Annotated in this window: 16 protein-coding genes; 10 read left to right on the top strand and 6 right to left on the bottom strand. The window is 46.4% G+C overall.

Annotation, left to right across the window (positions count from 1 at the left end; genetic code table 11):
* Positions 1-42 precede the first annotated feature (42 nt).
* From EJV45_RS10860 to rplT, 9 genes are all read left to right on the top strand, one after another.
* Positions 43-1,935 carry an ATP-dependent DNA helicase RecQ gene (locus EJV45_RS10860; protein WP_129715701.1) on the top strand — a complete coding sequence of 631 codons (1,893 nt, stop codon included), beginning with the start codon at positions 43-45 and terminating at the stop codon, positions 1,933-1,935.
* Positions 1,936-1,986: 51 nt separating this feature from the next.
* Positions 1,987-2,694, top strand: coding sequence for a head GIN domain-containing protein (locus tag EJV45_RS10855; protein ID WP_129715700.1), 708 nt, complete (start codon positions 1,987-1,989; stop codon positions 2,692-2,694).
* Between the two features lie 102 nt (positions 2,695-2,796).
* Positions 2,797-4,113 (top strand): MFS transporter, encoded by a 1,317-nt coding sequence (locus EJV45_RS10850; protein WP_129715699.1) that lies wholly within the window; start codon positions 2,797-2,799, stop codon positions 4,111-4,113.
* Between the two features lie 38 nt (positions 4,114-4,151).
* A complete protein-coding gene (locus tag EJV45_RS10845; protein WP_129715698.1) occupies positions 4,152-4,889 on the top strand; it encodes a (Fe-S)-binding protein in 738 nt (245 codons plus the stop codon).
* A gap of 97 nt (positions 4,890-4,986) precedes the next feature.
* Positions 4,987-5,853: a hypothetical protein gene (locus EJV45_RS10840; protein ID WP_129715697.1), complete on the top strand. Its 867-nt coding sequence runs from the start codon at positions 4,987-4,989 to the stop codon at positions 5,851-5,853.
* Positions 5,854-6,088: 235 nt separating this feature from the next.
* The gene (thrS, locus tag EJV45_RS10835) at positions 6,089-8,014 is read left to right on the top strand and encodes a threonine--tRNA ligase (RefSeq protein WP_129715696.1); all 1,926 of its coding nucleotides are present in this window, start codon (positions 6,089-6,091) and stop codon (positions 8,012-8,014) included.
* Between the two features lie 10 nt (positions 8,015-8,024).
* Positions 8,025-8,594, top strand: coding sequence for a translation initiation factor IF-3 (gene infC / locus EJV45_RS10830; RefSeq protein ID WP_129715695.1), 570 nt, complete (start codon positions 8,025-8,027; stop codon positions 8,592-8,594).
* A gap of 26 nt (positions 8,595-8,620) precedes the next feature.
* On the top strand, positions 8,621-8,821 hold the full coding sequence (gene rpmI, locus EJV45_RS10825) for a 50S ribosomal protein L35 (RefSeq protein WP_107215237.1): 201 nt from the start codon (positions 8,621-8,623) through the stop codon (positions 8,819-8,821).
* Between the two features lie 76 nt (positions 8,822-8,897).
* A complete protein-coding gene (rplT, locus tag EJV45_RS10820) occupies positions 8,898-9,242 on the top strand; it encodes a 50S ribosomal protein L20 (RefSeq protein WP_129715694.1) in 345 nt (114 codons plus the stop codon).
* A 249-nt stretch (positions 9,243-9,491) separates the two neighbouring features.
* Here rplT and bioD read toward each other — a convergent pair whose 3' ends face one another.
* The 4 genes from bioD to EJV45_RS10800 all read right to left on the bottom strand — a co-directional run bounded on the left by bioD (position 9,492) and on the right by EJV45_RS10800 (position 12,626).
* The gene (gene bioD / locus EJV45_RS10815; RefSeq protein ID WP_129715693.1) at positions 9,492-10,106 is read right to left on the bottom strand and encodes a dethiobiotin synthase; all 615 of its coding nucleotides are present in this window, start codon (positions 10,104-10,106) and stop codon (positions 9,492-9,494) included.
* A 2-nt stretch (positions 10,107-10,108) separates the two neighbouring features.
* Entirely contained in the window at positions 10,109-11,242 is a 1,134-nt protein-coding gene (locus EJV45_RS10810; protein WP_129715692.1) for an 8-amino-7-oxononanoate synthase, read from the bottom strand.
* 63 nt (positions 11,243-11,305) lie between these two features.
* Positions 11,306-11,749, bottom strand: a complete 444-nt coding sequence (locus EJV45_RS10805; RefSeq protein WP_129715691.1) for a hypothetical protein — start codon at positions 11,747-11,749, stop codon at positions 11,306-11,308.
* 100 nt (positions 11,750-11,849) lie between these two features.
* A complete protein-coding gene (locus EJV45_RS10800) occupies positions 11,850-12,626 on the bottom strand; it encodes a LexA family transcriptional regulator (RefSeq protein ID WP_129715690.1) in 777 nt (258 codons plus the stop codon).
* Between the two features lie 134 nt (positions 12,627-12,760).
* Between EJV45_RS10800 and EJV45_RS10795 the strand changes: the two genes are divergently transcribed.
* A complete protein-coding gene (locus EJV45_RS10795; RefSeq protein ID WP_129715689.1) occupies positions 12,761-13,111 on the top strand; it encodes a GIY-YIG nuclease family protein in 351 nt (116 codons plus the stop codon).
* An 89-nt stretch (positions 13,112-13,200) separates the two neighbouring features.
* Here the strand turns inward: EJV45_RS10795 and EJV45_RS10790 are convergent, their stop codons facing one another.
* Both EJV45_RS10790 and EJV45_RS10785 read right to left on the bottom strand, forming a co-directional pair.
* Positions 13,201-16,323: a basic secretory protein-like protein gene (locus tag EJV45_RS10790; RefSeq protein WP_129715688.1), complete on the bottom strand. Its 3,123-nt coding sequence runs from the start codon at positions 16,321-16,323 to the stop codon at positions 13,201-13,203.
* A 75-nt stretch (positions 16,324-16,398) separates the two neighbouring features.
* Positions 16,399-18,852 carry a transglycosylase domain-containing protein gene (locus tag EJV45_RS10785; RefSeq protein WP_129715687.1) on the bottom strand — a complete coding sequence of 818 codons (2,454 nt, stop codon included), beginning with the start codon at positions 18,850-18,852 and terminating at the stop codon, positions 16,399-16,401.
* Positions 18,853-18,930: the final 78 nt, after the last annotated feature.

Genomic DNA, 18,930 nt, shown 5'->3' with positions numbered 1-18,930 from the left:
GCAATATCACGACGTTTTTTTTAGTTTTGACGCACGCCTTTTATGACAGAGACCGAAGTTTTACAAAAGTACTGGGGCCATCAGGCATTTCGGCCGCTGCAGCAGGAAATCATTGCTTCCGTACTGGCCAGGAATGATACGCTGGCACTTTTGCCTACCGGCGGAGGAAAGTCAATCTGTTTCCAGGTTCCGGCGCTTATGCGGGAAGGCATTTGCATCGTGGTTTCGCCGCTCGTTGCCCTGATGAAAGACCAGGTCGAAAACCTTAAAAGCAAAGGCATTGAAGCGGTTGCCATTTATGCCGGTATGGGTAAACGGGAGATCGATATTCTGCTTGACAACTGCATTTACGGCAATATTAAGTTTCTCTATCTGTCGCCAGAGCGCCTGCTGTCTGAACTGGTCCGTGTACGCATCTCTTATATGAAGGTAAATCTCATTGCGATAGACGAAGCACATTGTGTGTCGCAATGGGGGTACGATTTCAGGCCATCATACCTGCAGGTCAAGGCACTTCGCGAATTCGCGCCCGAAGCGCCTGTGCTGGCACTCACCGCAACGGCTACCGAACCCGTCAGGCAGGATATTATTGAAAAACTTGACCTTCGCGATGCGCAGATTTTCGTAAAGAGTTTCGCAAGACAAAACCTGAGTTATGTTGTTGCTGATGATGAGGATAAACACCGAAAGCTTCTTAAGGTTGTAAGGAGCCTGCAGGGGAGCGGCCTGATCTATGTCCGGAATCGCCGTGAGACAACAGAAGTCGCTTCGTTTTTGCAACGGAATGGCGTTTCGGCCGATTTTTATCATGCCGGCCTCGAAAAAGAAGTGCGTTTTGCCAAACAAGCCGAGTGGAAGATAGGTAAGAGCCGTATCATGGCCTGTACAAACGCATTTGGTATGGGTATAGACAAAGCAGACGTACGTTTTGTGGTACACTGGGACCTGCCCGAAAGTCTTGAGGCCTATTACCAGGAAGCGGGGCGCGCCGGGCGGGATGAAAAACGGGCCTATGCTGTCTTATTCGGTGGCAAGACGGAACTTCGTTTGCTCGAAACCCGGTTCAAGGATCATTTTCCTACCCCAGCGGAGGTTAAACATATCTATCAGCAACTGGGAAATTTTTACCAGTTGGCCTATGGTGCAGGCGAAGGTTTGAGCCTGTCTTTCGACCTGCCTGAATTTTGTAAGCGTTTTACCCTGAACCCCAACAAAACCTTACAGGCACTAAAGTTCCTGGAGCACGATGGCTATCTGACACTCTCAGAACGTATTTACAATCCGTCAAGAATCATCTTTCTAACCGGGCATGAAGACCTGTATCGTTTCCAAATCGAAAACAGGCTATATGATCCGCTTATCAAGGTCATTCTGCGAAGTTATGGCGGCAGCTTTGATCAATACGTTGGTATCAGTGAATCTGAACTTGCAAAGCGTACCGGTATGTCGTATAATGAAGTTGTTGCTGCGCTGAAGTATCTGCAAAAGTCGGAATTGCTCGATTATCTGCCACAGTCTGACGATCCGCAGCTTACCTTTCTCAGACCGCGTACCGATCAGGTTCATTTTGACCTTGATACCGCTTATCTGAACTGGCGTCAGGATGTACAACGCGCACAGATCCTGGCGGTCAGCGAATATGCCGTCAGACCCGTTTGCAGGAGTCTGCAGCTGCTGCGGTATTTCGGCGAACAGACAGCTGAAGCCTGCGGTACCTGCGATGTCTGCCTGGCCGAAAAAAAGGCATCCCGCGCAAGCGAACTCAATGACCGGATCGATTTTGAAATTCTTGGGGCATTACAACAGGACAGGCCTGTTCTCGACGAGCTGATGCAGGCAGTTAAATCAGGGAGCGACAAAGAAAGGCTTACGCGCATCCGTGAGCTGCTCGATGCCGGGAAGATAAAAACAGACGGGCAGCATTACTATCTGTAATTCCGACCAACATAAACTGCCCGTTTTTGTTTGATTAAGAAACCACTGCTTATGAAAATGATAACCCGGTTCCTGCCGGTTCTCCTCTTATTCATCGCTGCCTGCAATCATGACTGCCTTGAAGAGGATGGAAATCGTATCAATAAAGATATCAGCCTGCCTGATTTCAACAGTCTCAAGCTTGTCGGTCCGCTTGACGTGAACCTGATTCAGGACAGCACACACAAGATCAAAATTACAGCCGGTGAGCAAGTCATGGGTCATGTTAAAACAGAGGTAAGCGGGCGCAGACTTACAGTGCGCCTGAACCGGGAGTTGTGCGGTGCCGGCCGGGTGGCTGTGTATATCGGTGTATCAGACATCACAGGGATAGAAGTAAATGGCTCTGTTCACTTGAATAATGAGGGTACCTTGCAGCTTAAGGACCTGGCGCTCGATTACAGCGGACATGTTTCTTCTGCACTGCGGCTGAACGCTGCTAACGTAAAAACCAAACTGGAAGGGAGAGGTACACTGAGTTTCATGGGACAGGCGGGTTCGCACGACATCAGGATGCAAGGCTCGGCAGAGCTTCTGGCGTATGACTTCACGGTAGGACGTTATAAAATTGAGAGTGATGGCGTTGCGAAGAGTAATATCAATGTCTTGAATGAGTTAAAAGTCAATACTTCAGGCTCGAGCGAGATTTATTATAAAGGCAGCCCAGGCAAAGTGGATGAAAAGAAGTCCGGAACAGCCAAGTTGGAACGTGTCTTATAGGTCCTGGCCGGTACGGCTTTAACAAACGCTGAACAGCCTGGTTTGCGGCAATACTGAGTTGTGATTTTTTTTCTACTTTAGAGGCCGATATTATCGCCATCAATGACCGAGAAAAATAACAAAGGAATGATCCGTTCATGGGCATTCTTTGACTGGGCCAATTCCGCCTACAACCTGGTAATCACTTCAACGATCTTTCCCGCCTACTACGCTGCAATTACTTCAGATAAAGATCCACATACCGTTGATTATGTGACTTTTCTGGGTCGAAAGTTCATCAATTCGACGCTTTACAGTTACGCAATGGCGTTTGCTTTCCTGGTTATAGCCATCGCTTCGCCGATACTCTCATCGATTGCAGACAGCCGGGGTAATAAAAAGGTCTTTATGAAGATGTTTACTTACCTTGGAAGTCTTGCCTGCTGCGGCCTTTACTTTTTTGAGGAACACACCCTGCAACTGAGTGTAGTGCTTTTTGTGTTAGCGGCAATCGGTTTCTGGGGAAGCCTGGTGTTTTACAACTCGTATTTGCCCGAAATTGCCAGCCCCGACCGACAGGACAGTGTGAGTGCGAAGGGTTTCACCTACGGGTATATCGGTAGCGTGATTCTTCAGATTATCTGTTTCGTTTTTGTATTCTTCCCTTCGGCTTTTGGTTTATCCGGGGAGGGGCAGGCGTCCCGCTTGTCATTTCTGCTGGTCGGCATCTGGTGGATGGGATTTGCGCAAATTCCCTTCAGAAGACTGCCCAAAGGGAGCCCGAACTTTGCAAAGGCAGGCAGAAATGTGATGACGAGCGGCTTCAAGGAACTGCAAAAGGTTTGGACGGAGGTTAAAAAGATGGCGCATCTGAAACGTTTTCTTTTTGCGTTTTTCTTTTATTCGATGGGTGTGCAAACAGTTATGCTCATGGCGACTATTTTCGGAGAGAAAGAACTCGAGCTCTCGACCACAAAGCTGATCGGCACCATTCTGCTGCTTCAACTGGTTGCTATTCCCGGCGCGCTTTTAATGTCATACCTGTCGCGCAGGCATTTCGGAAATCTGAAAGTGCTGATCGGTGTCATCGTCATCTGGATCGGCTGCTGCCTGTCCGCTTATTTTGTACATACTGAATATCAGTTTTATGCCTTAGCGGCGGTCGTTGGGCTGATCATGGGTGGTATCCAGTCACTTTCCCGCTCTACCTATTCAAAGTACCTGCCTCAGGACAGCCCGGATCATACCTCTTATTTCAGTTTTTACGATGTTGCAGAAAAGGTGGCCCTGGTATTAGGTATGTTCAGCTTTGGTTATATTGAAGAATTTACCGGAAGTATGCGCAATTCAACGATAGCACTTGCGTTATTCTTCGTTGCAGGTCTTGTATTTTTGCTGGCCCTGCGCAAACATGAGCCGCAAAATGCCGTAAAAGCTTAACTTTGCGTATCAAATAGATAAACTTACTCATATTGTCGATGACCGTTGAACTTTTTATACCCTGTTTTGTAGATCAGTTGCATCCGGATACAGCATTTAATACTGTCAAACTGATTGAAAAGGCCGGTTATAAGGTGCAGTATAATTCACGACAGACCTGCTGCGGTCAGCCAGCATACAATGCGGGTTATTGGGAAGAAGCAAAAGAGATCGGTACCAAGTTTCTTGCTGATTTTTCTGACCAGAATTATATTGTGGCACCATCGGCATCATGCGTAGGCATGGTAAAAAGCGGTTATAACGACCTGTTCACAAACACCACCGTACATAACAAGTGCCGCACCATGCAGGGCAATATAATGGAGCTTTCTGATTTTCTTGTTAATGTAGCGAATAAGGATTACTTCGGTGCCGAACTTGAGGGCAGGGCTGTCTACCATGATTCATGCAGCGCCCTTCGTGAATGCCGGATCAGGGAAGAGCCGCGCCACCTTCTGTCGAAGGTGCACGGCCTGGAACTTGTCGAGATGGCAGATACAGAAACCTGCTGTGGTTTCGGTGGAACGTTTGCGGTAAAATTCGCTTCGATCTCATCGGCAATGGCCGAACAGAAGGTACGCAACGCACTTGCCCAACAGGCGGACTATATTATTTCTACCGACCATTCCTGCCTGCTCCATCTTCAGGGTTATATAGACCAGCACCAGTTGCCAATCAAGACCATGCACATTGCTGATGTACTGGCTAACGGGTGGCTCGAAAGCACCGAATACTAAGACTCTGTAACGTTTTGGCGATTTAACAAAAATTAGCTTTTACAGCCATCCGGCCTCGTATTTTTGTGTATCGCCGTCAATGCGGCTACTAACAATCATGAAAAAGATATTCCTGGCTTTTTTGAGCCTTGCAACGCTGGTGTCTGTCGCTTTTGCGCAGCAAAAGAAATCGGGTGCCATCCAGTTTCAGTCCGTATTTGATCCGGCAGCAATGGCTGCGGCGAGCGGAATGCAGTTGTCTGATGAGCAGCGGGCACGCATGCCACAAAAGCAAACCAGCGATTTTGAATTGCTGTTCACCCCAACCAATGCCAGTTACATGCCTGTAGAAGAAGTTGAAGACAGTAACGGCGGTGGCGGCAATCGTGGTTTCGGCGGCATGATGATGCGTTTCGGCGGTATGGGAGGCGGTAACCGAAGTTATTATTATAGCCTGACAGATAAAAAGCTGACCGAAGTTTTTGATCTGAATGATACCACGTACTTTATGGAAAGCAAACTGGGTGTTGCGCCTCAGATGCCCTCGTTTGGTGGCGGTGGAAATGCGAATCGGCCGAATATGACCCCGCCAGTTGTCGAGGTCATCAAATCTGATGAGACCAAAAAGATCCTGGGCCTCAATTGCAACAAGTATACGATCAAAACAACCCGAAAACTGAATTTTATGGGTCAGGAGCGTGAAGTGACAGATGAAACAAATGTCTGGTATACAAAAGAGCTTGGTTTTGATTTCTCGCCGAACCCGGCCATCTGGAAGGAAGGCGCTGTGCTGGCTATCGAAGGCCGGGGAAGCAGTACGGTAGCAAAAAGCATCGAGTACAGAAGGGTTGCTGAACGCGACGTTACGCTGCCGAAAAAAGGCGTAAGCATTACTCCCGAAGCTTACCGTGCAAAAATGGAAAGCAATATGCGCCGGTTCAGGAACAACGGTAATCGCCCGCAGGTACGTTTACAATCGAACTGATTTTTCTGGCTTTCGTAAACTCTTTTTAACGAAAGTTCTCACAAAAGGCAGCTCCCGGGGGCTGCCTTTTTTTTATTGTTGGCTTACCAAGAGAACATAACGCCGGTTCAACCGAAGCAGAAACCGCCTTCTGCCTGTTATACTCTTTCTATTTTTTCTTATTTTCGCATCAAAACAGATCACACGGTAAGTGATCGCTTTGAACACATTTTATAAACATAAATCATAGTTGTAGATGATTAACATTACACTTCCTGATGGATCGGTCCGTCAGTATGAAAAGGGCACTTCTGCCCATCAAATCGCCCTCTCAATCTCTGAGGGGCTGGCGCGCAATGTTCTTGCTGCCGAGGTAAACGGCGAAGTCTGGGATTCATCCAGGCCCATTGAAGATGATGCCGCCGTAAAGCTGCTGACCTGGAATGATCAGCTTGGCAAAAGCACCTTCTGGCATTCGTCTGCGCACCTGATGGCAGAGGCGCTCGAAGCCTTGTACCCGGGTACCAAATTTGGTATCGGCCCGGCTATTGACACCGGCTTTTATTATGACGTCGATTTTGGCGATCGTGAATTCTCGTCTGAAGATTTTAAGGCGATAGAAACAAAAATGATCGAGCTTGCCAAACAGAAAGAGACCTTTTCACGCAAGGCGGTAAGCAAAGCTGATGCGGTAAGTTATTTCACAGAAAAAGGTGATGAATATAAGCTTGATCTGATTGACGGGCTTGAAGACGGAAAAATTACTTTTTATACACAGGGACAATTTACAGACCTCTGTCGCGGACCACATATTCCGAACACCGGATTTATTAAAGCTGTAAAGCTCATGAACGTTGCCGGCGCATACTGGCGTGGGGATGAGACAAAAAAACAGCTTACCAGGATATACGGAGTTACCTTTCCAAAGGCGAGTGAACTTGCTGAATACCTGCAGATGATCGAGGAGGCGAAAAAGCGCGATCACCGTAAACTGGGAAAAGAGCTTGAGCTGTTTACTTTCTCTGAGAAGGTTGGTATGGGGCTGCCTCTCTGGTTGCCGAAAGGTACGGCCCTGCGCGAGCGTCTGGTTAGTTTCCTCACCAAGGCTCAGCAAAAGGCAGGTTATGAGCAGGTTATTACGCCGCACATCGGACATAAAAATCTGTACATCACATCCGGCCACTATGAGAAGTACGGTAAGGATTCTTTTCAGCCTATAAAAACGCCTCAGGAAGGAGAGGAGTTCTTCCTGAAGCCGATGAATTGTCCGCACCATTGCGAGATCTACAGATCGAAGCCGCGCTCTTACAAAGATCTCCCCGTGCGTTTCGCGGAATTCGGAACGGTTTACCGGTATGAGCAAAGCGGAGAACTGCATGGTTTGACCCGGGTTCGCGGATTTACTCAGGATGATGCCCACCTTTTCTGTATGCCTGACCAGGTAAAAGAAGAGTTTAAAAAGGTAATCGACCTGGTTTTATATGTCTTTAAATCACTCGGGTTTGATAACTATATAGCGCAGGTCTCACTGCGCGATCCCGAAAACAAAGGGAAATACATCGGTACCGATGAGAACTGGGAGCTTGCCGAAGCATCAATTATTGAAGCCGCTGCCGAAAAAGGCCTGCAGACTGTAGTGGAATATGGTGAGGCAGCATTTTATGGTCCGAAACTGGATTTCATGGTGAAAGATGCGCTGGGCCGTAAATGGCAACTGGGAACTATTCAGGTTGACTATAATCTTCCGGAAAGGTTCGAACTCGAATACACAGGCAGCGATAACCAGAAGCACCGTCCGGTAATGATTCACCGGGCACCATTTGGTTCACTTGAACGATTCGTTGCCGTGCTGATCGAGCACTGTGCAGGCAACTTTCCGCTATGGCTTACCCCTGAGCAGTTTATCATTCTTCCGATTTCTGAAAAATATGAAGAATATGCAAAAAAAGTTTTAGATGAACTTAATAATTCCGATATTCGCGGGCTGATTGACTTTAGGGATGAAAAGATCGGGCGTAAAATCCGTGATGCTGAAGTCAAAAAGCTTCCTTATATGCTGATAATCGGCGAAAAGGAGATGAATGAAGGAAAGGTCTCTGTTCGTAAACATGGAGAAGGAGACCTGGGTGAAATGACGATGGCGGAGTTTAACAGTTTATTAATAAAAGAAATAACCGTTTAAGCGTAAAAGTTTGGCACTAGGTAGACCAGGTTTTAACAGGGGGCCGCGACCTCCTTTTAAGAAAAAAGAAGCAGAACACAACATCAACCAGTTTATAAAGGCGCCTGAAGTTCGTCTTGTTGGTGACAATGTTGAACCCGGTGTTTATCCATTATCAAAAGCCATGGCCCTTGCCGATGGTCTTGAACTGGACCTGGTAGAAATTTCCCCGAATGCGGTTCCACCGGTTTGTAAAATCGTTGACTACAGCAAATTCATCTACGAGCAGAAGAAGAAGCAGAAGGAAATCAAGGCGAATGCAAAGCAGACCGTGATCAAGGAGATCCGTTTCGGACCAAATACCAGCGATCACGACTTTCAATTCAAACTGAAACATGCAATCAGTTTCCTTGAAAACGGCGAAAAGGTACGCGCATACGTACATTTCAAAGGCCGGGCTATTGTGTACAAAGAGCATGGAGAGATCCTTTTGCTTAAATTTGCACAGGCGCTTGAAGAAGTTGGTAAAGTTGAGCTGCTGCCAAAACTTGAGGGGAAACGGATGTTTTTAACCGTTGCGCCAAAGCTTGCTAGGAAATAAATTGAAATTTATATAAAAACAGAGTTATGCCAAAAATGAAAACCAATTCCAGTGCTAAAAAGCGTTTCACGCTTACTGGAACAGGTAAAATCGCGAGGAAGAATGCATACAAAAGTCACATCCTTACAAAGATGTCGACAAAACGTAAGCGCAATTTGGGTCATACCAGCATGGTACATGACGCAGACATGGGCAACGTTAAACGTATGCTCTGCATCGGCAAGTAAATTTATTTTTTAACCAGGTATCCGGTAGTAAGTTTGCTGAGAAACGCAACGCCGCCTACCAAAACACATTAACAACATGCCACGTTCGGTAAACGCAGTAGCTTCGAGAAGAAGAAGAAAAAAGATCCTAAAATTAGCCAGAGGTTACTGGGGATCAAGAAGCAAGGTATACACCATTGCTAAAAACACGGTAGAAAAAGGTTTGCAATATGCTTACCGCGACCGTAAAGTTAAGAAGAGAGCTTTCCGTGCCCTTTGGATTCAGCGTATCAATGCTGGTGCACGTCAGCACGGAATTTCGTATTCACAGTTGATCGGCAAACTCGCCGCTAAAGAAATCGGTTTGAACCGTAAAGTTCTTGCTGATCTTGCCATGAACAACCCTGAGGCGTTCAAAGCGGTCATCAACGCAGTGAAGTAGAAATAATAATCTTATCACACAAAAAAAAGGAAAGCTCACCGCTTTCCTTTTTTTGTTTTAACACGTTGACATACATTGTATTACAAGTGTTCTTTCAGCCTGTCAAATTTTTTTTTTAACTTTTTTTGCTATAGGCCAAACCATTTATACCGGAGCGTGTTATTATCATACTTCATAAAAATAGTTTGTTTGGTTTTAAGGGAATTCGCGAGGAATTCCCTTTCTCATTTAAACACCTTTTGTGTAATTCTAAGTAAGGGTGATATTTGCACCCAGTTCGCTGATAATCTTTGCATCGATCTGATCAAGCTCTGGAAGTTCGCCAAGTAATTCGAGTGCGGTATATTGTAAAATGTAACGCTTGCTTTCGTGATTCTCGGGTCCATTGAAGATGATACCCCGTACAGGTATTTCCTGTTCCTTTAAAAAATGCCAGCTTAGAAGTGTATGGTTAATACTGCCGAGATAGTGTCTGCTTACCAGGATAACCGGAAGGTTGAGATGGCGTATCAGGTCTGTAATTAACAACTTTTCAGCTAATGGAACCATCAGGCCCCCGGCACCTTCCACAACGAGACGGTTCTGGGTTTGGGGCAGGCTAAACCCGTCAAGTTCAATCTCTACACCGTCAATAGCTGCCGATTGATGTGGCGAAAGCGGCGTATTCAGCCGGTAAATCTCCGGGTGAATCTGTGTACGGTTGTTACTGATAAGTGCCCCGACAGACATGCTATCGCTTGCGTCTAGGTCACCGGACTGTACAGGTTTCCAATAGTCTGCCTTGAGTTTTTCGGTAATTACGGCACTTACAACCGTTTTTCCTATCCCGGTACCGATACCGGTTATGAAGTATCCCTGGTGCATCTTTAGTTTTTCTTTAGGCCCTCTCGCAGGTGCTTAACAAGGGCATTAATCTCTTCGTCTGTATTAAATGTATGAAGACAAATGCGCAACCGCTCAGTGCCTGAGGCCACTGTTGGGCTAAGAATGGCCCGCACATCAAAACCGGCCGACTGAAGTCGGGCAGCTGTTGTCTTTGCTTCGAAATTTCCCGGGCAGATCACCGAACGGATCGCTGCATCTGCCGGGGGCGGGGGGGAAATAAAATCCTGCAATAGGTTGTCAAACAGCGCGGTTCTGTTTTTTAGCAATTCGGAGTAATTTCCATGCTCCAGATGTAAATAAGCGGCATGAATGCTTGCTATGGTATGCGGAGCAGCTGCTGTGCTGTAAATGAATGACCGTGCAAAATTGAGCAGGTAGTCTCGTAAAGAACTGTTCCCGCAAATGGCTGCACCATGTGTTCCCAAAGCTTTCCCATAAGTATAAACACAGGCCAGAACCTGCTGCTGAAGACCCAGTTCTGCAACCACGCCCCGGCCGGCACGGCCTTTTATACCGATTGCATGTGCCTCATCAACGATAAGCCCGGCGTTGTACTGCCTGCAAACGGATGCAATTTCCTGCAGGGGAGCAGCATCGCCATCCATTGAGTAAATGCTTTCTACAACAACATAACATTTGCCCACAGCACGTTGAAGCCGCTCAGCCAATGCTTCGGTGTTGTTATGAGCAAACCGCAAACGGTTCGCATGACTCAGGCGAATGCCATCGATGAGGCTGGCATGTATGAGCTCGTCTGTTATCACTGTATCCCCTTTTTGTGGCAGGGAGGACAACAAACCCACATTAGCATCGTATCCTGAATTAAACAGGAGGGCGCTTTCAAAACCATGAAAACCGGCTATGTATGCTTCCGTCGATTCTGTAAAGGGATGGTTTCCGCTAAGCAAACGCGAACCTCCGGAGCCGTTCAGATATGGCTGAAATTCACTCAACAACTCGACGACTTTTTGGGCAATTGCAGTACTGCGCGCGAAACCCAGATAATCATTTGAGCAAAAGTCGTAGGGTAGTTTTGAGGCATTCAACTGCCTTAGCAGCCCTTTTTCACGCCGGTCTGCCAGTTGTGATTCGATGAACCGCTGTATGTTGTTCATGGTGGGTCAAAAATAGAAAAAGCGTTGTGATTAACAACGCTTTTTCTATCTATCGAAACCTATCTACGATCCGGATACGGGTGATGTGATCTCTGATTTCTTGAACTTTCGTTTACCTTTGGCGGCTTCTGCGTGTTTACGCATTTTGTCGCGCTGTTCTGCGCGCAGGCTTTGCAATTTAGTTCTTTGCTCAGTTGTTAATACGGCATCAATCTTACTTTTTGTGTCCTGCATCAATGCCTTGCGTTCTTCTGATTTAGCGTTACGGTCTTCCTGGCTCTGCAGCGTTGTCTGTAAACGTTTCGTGCGATCCAGTTCGATGTTATAAATCTTTTTTTTCTGCTCGGCGCTTAACGACAATTTCTCAGCAAGCGCTGCACTTGATCTTTCTGCCCGCTGTTCTGCGGTCAGTCTTGGTCTGTGCTGTCTGGTTCTGGTGCTGTCCTGAGCGTAGGTTGCGCTGATCGCAGATACCGCGATAAGCGCACTTAATAATAACTTTTTCATTTGTTCAAATTTTGTGTTGCCTGCAGACATCTTTATGTCTGTTTAAACGGATAGAGTACAATGATGAAAAAGGGTTTAAAAATGCACTTGTTAAAACTTGTTAATTTTTGTTGAGCTGTGAAATGGACTTTTGCATCTGAGACATCATGCTTGTTAGCGTCTCGATGGTAGGTTCAGGCGTTGGCTCAGGCAGGGCAGTGGATATATACGCTTTTGCCTTCCAGATCTCGAGAATATCATCGGCAGCAATCTGGTAGGGATCATATAGTTTATTATCTGAAATCAACTTCAGGTCTTTGTTCTCGCGGAAGCGGTTGCCCGCACGTTTGTAGACAACGCCTTCAGTTTTGCTGACCACGACATACGTTTCTCCGGTTTTAACATCATTCCAATTGTCCATATACTCGCCGATAATAATACTGCCTGGCTGCACGGGGAGCATACTGTCGCCCATGATTTCGAATGCGCGAAAAGTTCCCTGCCTGAGCGCAGGTATCGGAAGCTGAAACCGCGGCATCTGGCTGAGATATTCGGGATCTGCATAGCCGTTCAGGTATCCTGCGCTTGCCTTAACAGGTACCAGTTCTATGTTTTCTTTTTCGTCCTGGTCAACAGAGATACTGAGAATACGGAGGTTTGAGCCGGAACTTTTTGGTTTTGGTTTCCATGACTCATTAATTGTTTCATTGATAAATTCATCAATGGTAAGGTCAAAATATTCTGCTATCTTTTTTAGTAATTCGTATTTAGGCTCCGCACGGTCTTCCTCATAGGCGCCGATCAATGAACGTTTAATTTCCATGATATCAGCAAATTGCTGCTGGGTATGGCCTTTTTTCTTCCTGAGGTATTTGAGATTCGCTGCGATGTTGGACATAAAAATAAATTTTTAAAAAATTTTGAAATACTAAAATAATTAGTAATTTTATGCCAATAAAGTTAGTAATATTTCCCGACAATCCAAGAAATAATACTAAATAGATTAGTGGTAACCTTTTTATCAATCGCATCATGAACAATTTTGTATACATCGTAACCGACCGGAACAGGAACAGTCTGCATGTAGGTATGAGTGCTGACCTGATCAAGACTCTTGAGTTTTATAAAAAAATGCCGAATTTATTCTTCGATAGTAACCAACAATTGAGCAGATTGGTGTATTTTGAGGAGTTTAAAACCGAAGAGCAGGCGCTCAGCCGATTTAAACTGATCAGCAGGTTTACAAGATCTCAAAAAGAAAAAATGATCCGGTCCTGCAATCCTGACTGGATTGACCTTACCATAGGTCTCGATTTTGAGCATGTCATGATGCAGAAAAAAATTGACACACAAGTTAAGATGTCCTTCGTGGGCATGTCATAAAAGATACCCTACATTCATCCTTGTTAAAAACGAAGGCTCATGCAGAGATGCATGAGCCTGTTTTGTTTTTATACACAAGAGCTGTTTTCCTACCAGCCGGGTGCGAAAGTAAGTCCAAATACGCCTGGCGTACTTAAATCGGTGCGGGTAAACGGAAACGCATAATAAGGTTCGATCACGAAATAGCCAAACACGTTCACCCGTGCAGAAATACCTGCACTCAGCGCAGGGACGCGTTTTGCCGGAAGGCCGCGCGGTGTCACCGCTGTACCGGGATCGCGCTCGAATGATATTTCGGAATCTTCATCCCAGGCTACACCTGCATCAAAGAAAAAGTTAAGATCGCTGAACAAAAACTTCGATGGAATTGCAGAAAGTTTCTTTGGCCCGGTAAACGGAAGCCGAACTTCGAAATTGAATACCGCAATCTTACTTCCGGATAACTGATTGATGTTAAAGTTTCCTGAATTACCTGAACTGTTCCGGTAAAACGAATTGGCCTCATAACCTCTGATCAGGTATGGATAACCGAGAAAGAGGGGGTAAAGGAAATCTCCTTCGCGGCCAAAGCGTCCGTAGTTGTAACTCCGCACGGCAAGCGTGACAGGCTTGATGCGCCAGTATTTGCGCAAATCAACCGTCAAGCCGGTAAATGAGTAGTCTCCGAAATATTTTTCGCCGCCAATCCGGTACCGGAACCCATCCAGCGGAGCTGTAATCCCGAAGATCGAGTTGTCGCCGACAAATGCAGTGTTTAATTGAAAGATCGTGAAGGCGTTAAATGGCACACCCAGTTCCTGAGCAGCCTGTTCATTCGATACGCGCGCACGGTTGGCGCCAATATAATAACCTGATGGATCATAGTAATTACTGTAGCGGTCTATCCGGTAACTGTAATGGGAAAACGCTCCACCCAGTTCGAAACGGTGAACCTTGTTGAACGGGTATGCACCGAAAACCTGAGCCTGCTCTTCAAATGTCCGGATAATATCTGTACGCAGATTCGTAACCGGGATCTCGCTGCCGTTATTTCCCGGAAGGCGGTCGGCGCCAATACTGCTGAAACCGGAGACATACGGAATGTGTGATAAAGCAATACCCCAGTTGATCCTGCTTTTCTGATTAATGTACCCGACCAGACCGCCGAAATCATAGATCTCACCGTTCACCGACAGGTTGGCTATGATCTGGTTAACGCCTAGGATGTCGCTGAACATCCCGACAATACCACCCTGAACACCAGTTCCAAAACGGCTTGTAGATACACCAACGCCGCTGTTAGCCAGGTAATCAAGTCTGAATTTCGGGCGATACTGCACCAGCTTCATCGAATCCTGGGTTGTGCGTTCAAACCTGTTGAAGTTGCCAAGGTTCGAATTGATGATGTTTACACCGAGATTCTCCATTGGCGGCAGGATCGCTGCGTCGAAGTTCACTTCGTTTGCCTCTACCTTTCTGCCACGAAATGAACTGGCCGGAGCATTGTATAAGGTGTAGCGCTGATAGCGGTAATAACTGTAAACAATATCGTCATTCCGGGACACCGAAATTGCAGGCGAAAACTCGGTGATTCCGCTTATCCCAGTAAAATAGTCTGTAAGTTGTGTGACATCGCCGGCACCAAGATTGTAACGGTACAGGTTTCTGAAACCATCCCTGTTAGACAGGAAGAAGATGCTCTTGCTGTCAGCCGAAAATACAGCATTCAGGTTATTTGCACCTTTAAATACATCAATATTACGGATGCTTTTTTCAGGAATGTTGTATACAACTAAGTTGATCGGATTGACGGCGGCGGTATTTCCACCTTCAATAGCACCGCGGTCTGAAGAAAAGACGATCATGGTTCCGTCGGGCGAGAAACTCGGTGCATAATCAGAAAACACATCATTTGTGATCTGAGTCACGGCTTTTGTATCGAGGTTATAAGAGAAAATATCGCTTTGCCCTTCTTTCATTCCTGAGAAGGCGATGTCTTTTCCGTTAGGTGACCAGGTCAGGTTGCCAAATTGCTCCACCTCACCCATATCTGTTCTGAGTAGGGCCCGGCCATTCGATATGTCAACAACCATGAGCTGATTTTTTCCGCGGCTGAAAACGCTGAATGCAAATTTTTTGCTGTCGGGAGACCAGGTTCCGGCCGATTCAATAAAATTAAAATCATCAATGTGACTGTTGTTCACCTGGCTTGTCAGCTTGCGGATAATTCGTCCCGTTTTAGCATCAGCAAGAAAAAGATCAATACCGAAAAGATCCTTTTCAGAGAGAAACGCCACATACTTGCCATCCGGACTTACCGCCGGTGCCACGTTCATATTTCCTCCATTCCTGTTGTCTATGATCTTTGTGCCAACAAGTCTGATCTGTGAACTGTCGCTTTTAAGCATTGGGCGGTAGTGCTGCTCGATGGCATTTTTCCAAAGCCCGGAAAGCGTTTTATCATCGTATCCGAAAGTATACCTGATGGCGTTCTCATATCCATATTTCGCGGTATTTTTAAACAGCGGCACAATGGTGGTGTCACCGTACTGGGATCCGATATATGTCCAAAACGCCTGGCCATAGCGGTACGGAAAATATTTATTTGATGTGGTCAAATCTTTAAGCGATGGTATGTCACGGTTAAGCATGGCATCGCGCATCCACATCGATGTAAAGGCATCACTTTTTCCGATAGAGAGGTATTCGGCCATCCCTTCAATCATCCAGAGCGGTGTTTCGCCAATGTTCTGAAGGGGAATGGAATCGCGCTCAAGCAAGACGTGATATTGAAAGGCATGCACCAACTCATGACCAAGTACATGCCGCGTCTGGCTGTTCAGCTCCATTACCGGCATAATAACACGGTTCTTCAGCGCTTCCGTAACACCGCCCGTACCTACGCCAATTTCGCCCTGCAATGCGGTTGTCTGCTGGAAATCAGGGTGATTGGAATAAAGGATGATCGGGTTCTTTTTAAAAAATGTATCCCTGAAAACCTCCTGATGCATTTTATACCATGTTTCAGCGTCCTGCGCAAACTTCTGCACCAGCTTCTCATTCTTCAGGTAGTAATAGATCTCAAAATGCGGCGTCTGCAACACTTTGAAATCGGGATTTTTGTACCTAACCTTATTCTGCCCGAAGTACTGCGCCTGGGCTACCGGTGCCGTACAAAACAGCAACAACAAGACTGGAACAATCTTTTTTAAGAGGGTAAGTTTTTTGATCATATTCGGTGTGGTTTGGTATTCGTTGTTATAAATGCTGCCTTACCGGCCGGGTTAAGCAGTGTACAGATTTTTGTTTTACTCGCCATCCTGTTTTCTTTTTTCACGTTCTTCCTGGCGCTGTTTTCTCTTTTGCTCACGTTCCTCACGCTTGGTTGCCGGGGCTGCAGGCAGGGCAGGGTTTACCGGCTGTTCAGGCTTTTTGTCTTCCTGCTTTTGCGTCTCGGGCTGTGGCTGCGTTTGTTCAGCTGGCGCATCTGTGTATGGAATGGAGTCGGTAGACAGTGAATCGGTAAGTAAGGTGTCAGCCGATGTCGTGTCTTCTACAATTCGCGGGCTCGGACACATGTACGTACGCTCTATTTTGCCTTTCGGTTTTGGAAAAGGGCCATAGGTATAACCGCTGTTGGGGTCCTGATAAACTTTCTCCATAAACTTGGCAAAAATAGGGAGGGCGGTACGCGACCCTTCGCCCTGTTCGCCATTTTTGAAGTGTGCAGTGCGCTCATCGCAGCCCACCCATACACCGGTTACCAGGTCTTTCGTTATCCCCATGTACCAGGCATCCACATAATCTGAAGACGTTCCGGTTTTACCGCCAATCTGGTTGTTTTTCTTCCAGAGGTCCCATTCCCAAAGCGCCTGCGATGTGCCGCCCGGTTCTTCCATGCCACCCCTGAACATATATAACATCAGCCAGGAAATTTCGTCAGAAAGCACCTTTTTCGTTTTCGCTTTGAACTCTTCCAGGACGTTGCCCTCGCTGTCAGCAATTTTTTCAACCAGGATTGGATCTGTCCGTTCACCATTGGCCAGAAATGTTCCGTAAGCCCTTACCATTTCAAAAACGGAGACATCATTAGAACCGAGGCTCACAGAAGGTACAGATTCAAGGTGACTGTCTATACCGCAGTCTTTTGCCCATTTCACAACATTATCCCAGCCAACGCGCTCAGTAAGCTGTGCGGTTATGGTATTTACTGATTTCGCCATGGCCCAGCGAAGTGACATCTCCCGGTAGGTGATGTTCCAGTCCGCGTTTTTAGGTTCCCAGGTTTTCTGCTGCCCGTTTTCTACATACGGAATGCTGACAGGTTTATCAGTAAACTTATCGCAGGGACTCATGCCTTCCTCTAATGCAGTCAGATAGGCAAAAGGCTTAAACGTTGAACCGGCCTGGCGTTTGGCCTGATTGACGTGGTCATATTTAAAATATTTGTGATTGATTCCACCTACCCAGACTTTGATTTTTCCCGAAAAGGGATCCAGCGTCATCATGCCGGTGTTCATGATCTTGCCATAGTAACGGATTGAATCCATTGTGGAAAAGAGTGTGTCGCGTTCACCCTTCCAGGAAAATACCCGCATCTTTTTTTTGCGTTCGAAATACGCATCGACAGAATCCGGGTTGTTAGGAAACTTTTTTACTAATTGCGCGTACACCGGCAGATTTTTTTTAGCGCGGGTAGGGTAGTCGACTTTATTGCCTTCGGAGTCATACCAGGGGTCTTCATTTCCCCAGACGCTGTAGAAGCGGCGCTGAAGCGTTTTCATTTGTTCGCCTACGGCCTCTTCTGCATATTTCTGCAGTCGTGAATCGATGGTTGTATAAATTTTGAGCCCATCTTCATAAAGGTCGTAACCATTATCTGTGCACCATTTGTCAAGATAACGGGCTACTGCCGAACGCAGGTAAGAATCACCCTCGCTGCCATCTTCAAGCCTTCCCTCGCGCAGGCTAAGCGGCGTTTTCCTGTATGCAGCAGCCTGTTCAGGGGTCACATAGTTATACTTCTCCATCTGGCTGATGGCCACATTGCGTCGTTCAAGCGCTTTTTCAGGGTTCTTAAGCGGATTGTAGAGGCTGGTTCCTTTGAGCATGCCTACAATCAGCGCCGCTTCGGGCACGTTAAGCGCTTTGGTATCTTTATCGAAATAAACACGACCCGCGGTTTTTATACCATAGGCGTTGTTGCCGAAAGAAACCGTATTCAGATACATGGTGATGATCTCGTTTTTGCTGTAGTTTGACTCAAGCTTTATTGCGGTCATCCATTCCTTCAGCTTAAAAATTACCGTACGTACCACCGGAATATATTTCACAACGCCCTGAGATTTATTATACCTGGTACGGTAAAGATTCTTTGCCAGCTGTTGCGTAATCGTACTTGCCCCGCGCCGGTCGCCGGTAGCGGTCGATATGCCGCTGCTTAAAACGGAACGAAAGTCTACACCCCAGTGCTTGTAAAAACGAACGTCTTCTGTGGCAACCAGGGCGTTGATCACGGCAGGCGAAATCTGATCGTAATCGACGGGTGTACGGTTCTCTTTGAAGTAACGTCCGATCAGCTTTCCGTCGGAAGTATATAATTCTGAAGAAACACGCAAACTAGGAAGCTTGATATCTTGTTTACGGGGTGAATATCCGAAGAGCCATAAAAAGTTGATCTGAAGCGCGCAGAAGAATAAAATGATAAAGTAAACGGTGATCGTGAAGTAGCGTAAAAATTTATTTCGGATTTCCCTGAACATGCCGTAAATATGATAAAAAAGATAAATGGTTCTTTGTTAAAATGTGTTAAAACCAATATGCAAATTAACAGATTTAAT

It is taken from the genome of Pedobacter sp. SYP-B3415, assembly GCF_004138205.1.
In the GTDB taxonomy this organism is placed as follows: Bacteria; Bacteroidota; Bacteroidia; order Sphingobacteriales; family Sphingobacteriaceae; genus Pedobacter.
This window is presented reverse-complemented; position numbering and strand designations above follow the sequence as displayed.

Bases quoted from the DNA above. Each gene is read 5' to 3' on its own strand.
- EJV45_RS10840 (WP_129715697.1), top strand. From the start codon at position 4,987: ATGAAAAAGATATTCCTGGCTTTTTTGAGCCTTGCAACGCTGGTGTCT.
- EJV45_RS10810 (WP_129715692.1), bottom strand. From the start codon at position 11,242: ATGAACAACATACAGCGGTTCATCGAATCACAACTGGCAGACCGGCGT.
- EJV45_RS10845 (WP_129715698.1), top strand. From the start codon at position 4,152: ATGACCGTTGAACTTTTTATACCCTGTTTTGTAGATCAGTTGCATCCG.
- bioD (WP_129715693.1), bottom strand. From the start codon at position 10,106: ATGCACCAGGGATACTTCATAACCGGTATCGGTACCGGGATAGGAAAA.
- EJV45_RS10850 (WP_129715699.1), top strand. From the start codon at position 2,797: ATGACCGAGAAAAATAACAAAGGAATGATCCGTTCATGGGCATTCTTT.
- EJV45_RS10860 (WP_129715701.1), top strand. From the start codon at position 43: ATGACAGAGACCGAAGTTTTACAAAAGTACTGGGGCCATCAGGCATTT.
- EJV45_RS10805 (WP_129715691.1), bottom strand. From the start codon at position 11,749: ATGAAAAAGTTATTATTAAGTGCGCTTATCGCGGTATCTGCGATCAGC.
- EJV45_RS10795 (WP_129715689.1), top strand. From the start codon at position 12,761: ATGAACAATTTTGTATACATCGTAACCGACCGGAACAGGAACAGTCTG.
- thrS (WP_129715696.1), top strand. From the start codon at position 6,089: ATGATTAACATTACACTTCCTGATGGATCGGTCCGTCAGTATGAAAAG.
- EJV45_RS10855 (WP_129715700.1), top strand. From the start codon at position 1,987: ATGAAAATGATAACCCGGTTCCTGCCGGTTCTCCTCTTATTCATCGCT.
- rpmI (WP_107215237.1), top strand. From the start codon at position 8,621: ATGCCAAAAATGAAAACCAATTCCAGTGCTAAAAAGCGTTTCACGCTT.
- EJV45_RS10800 (WP_129715690.1), bottom strand. From the start codon at position 12,626: ATGTCCAACATCGCAGCGAATCTCAAATACCTCAGGAAGAAAAAAGGC.
- EJV45_RS10790 (WP_129715688.1), bottom strand. From the start codon at position 16,323: ATGATCAAAAAACTTACCCTCTTAAAAAAGATTGTTCCAGTCTTGTTG.
- EJV45_RS10785 (WP_129715687.1), bottom strand. From the start codon at position 18,852: ATGTTCAGGGAAATCCGAAATAAATTTTTACGCTACTTCACGATCACC.
- rplT (WP_129715694.1), top strand. From the start codon at position 8,898: ATGCCACGTTCGGTAAACGCAGTAGCTTCGAGAAGAAGAAGAAAAAAG.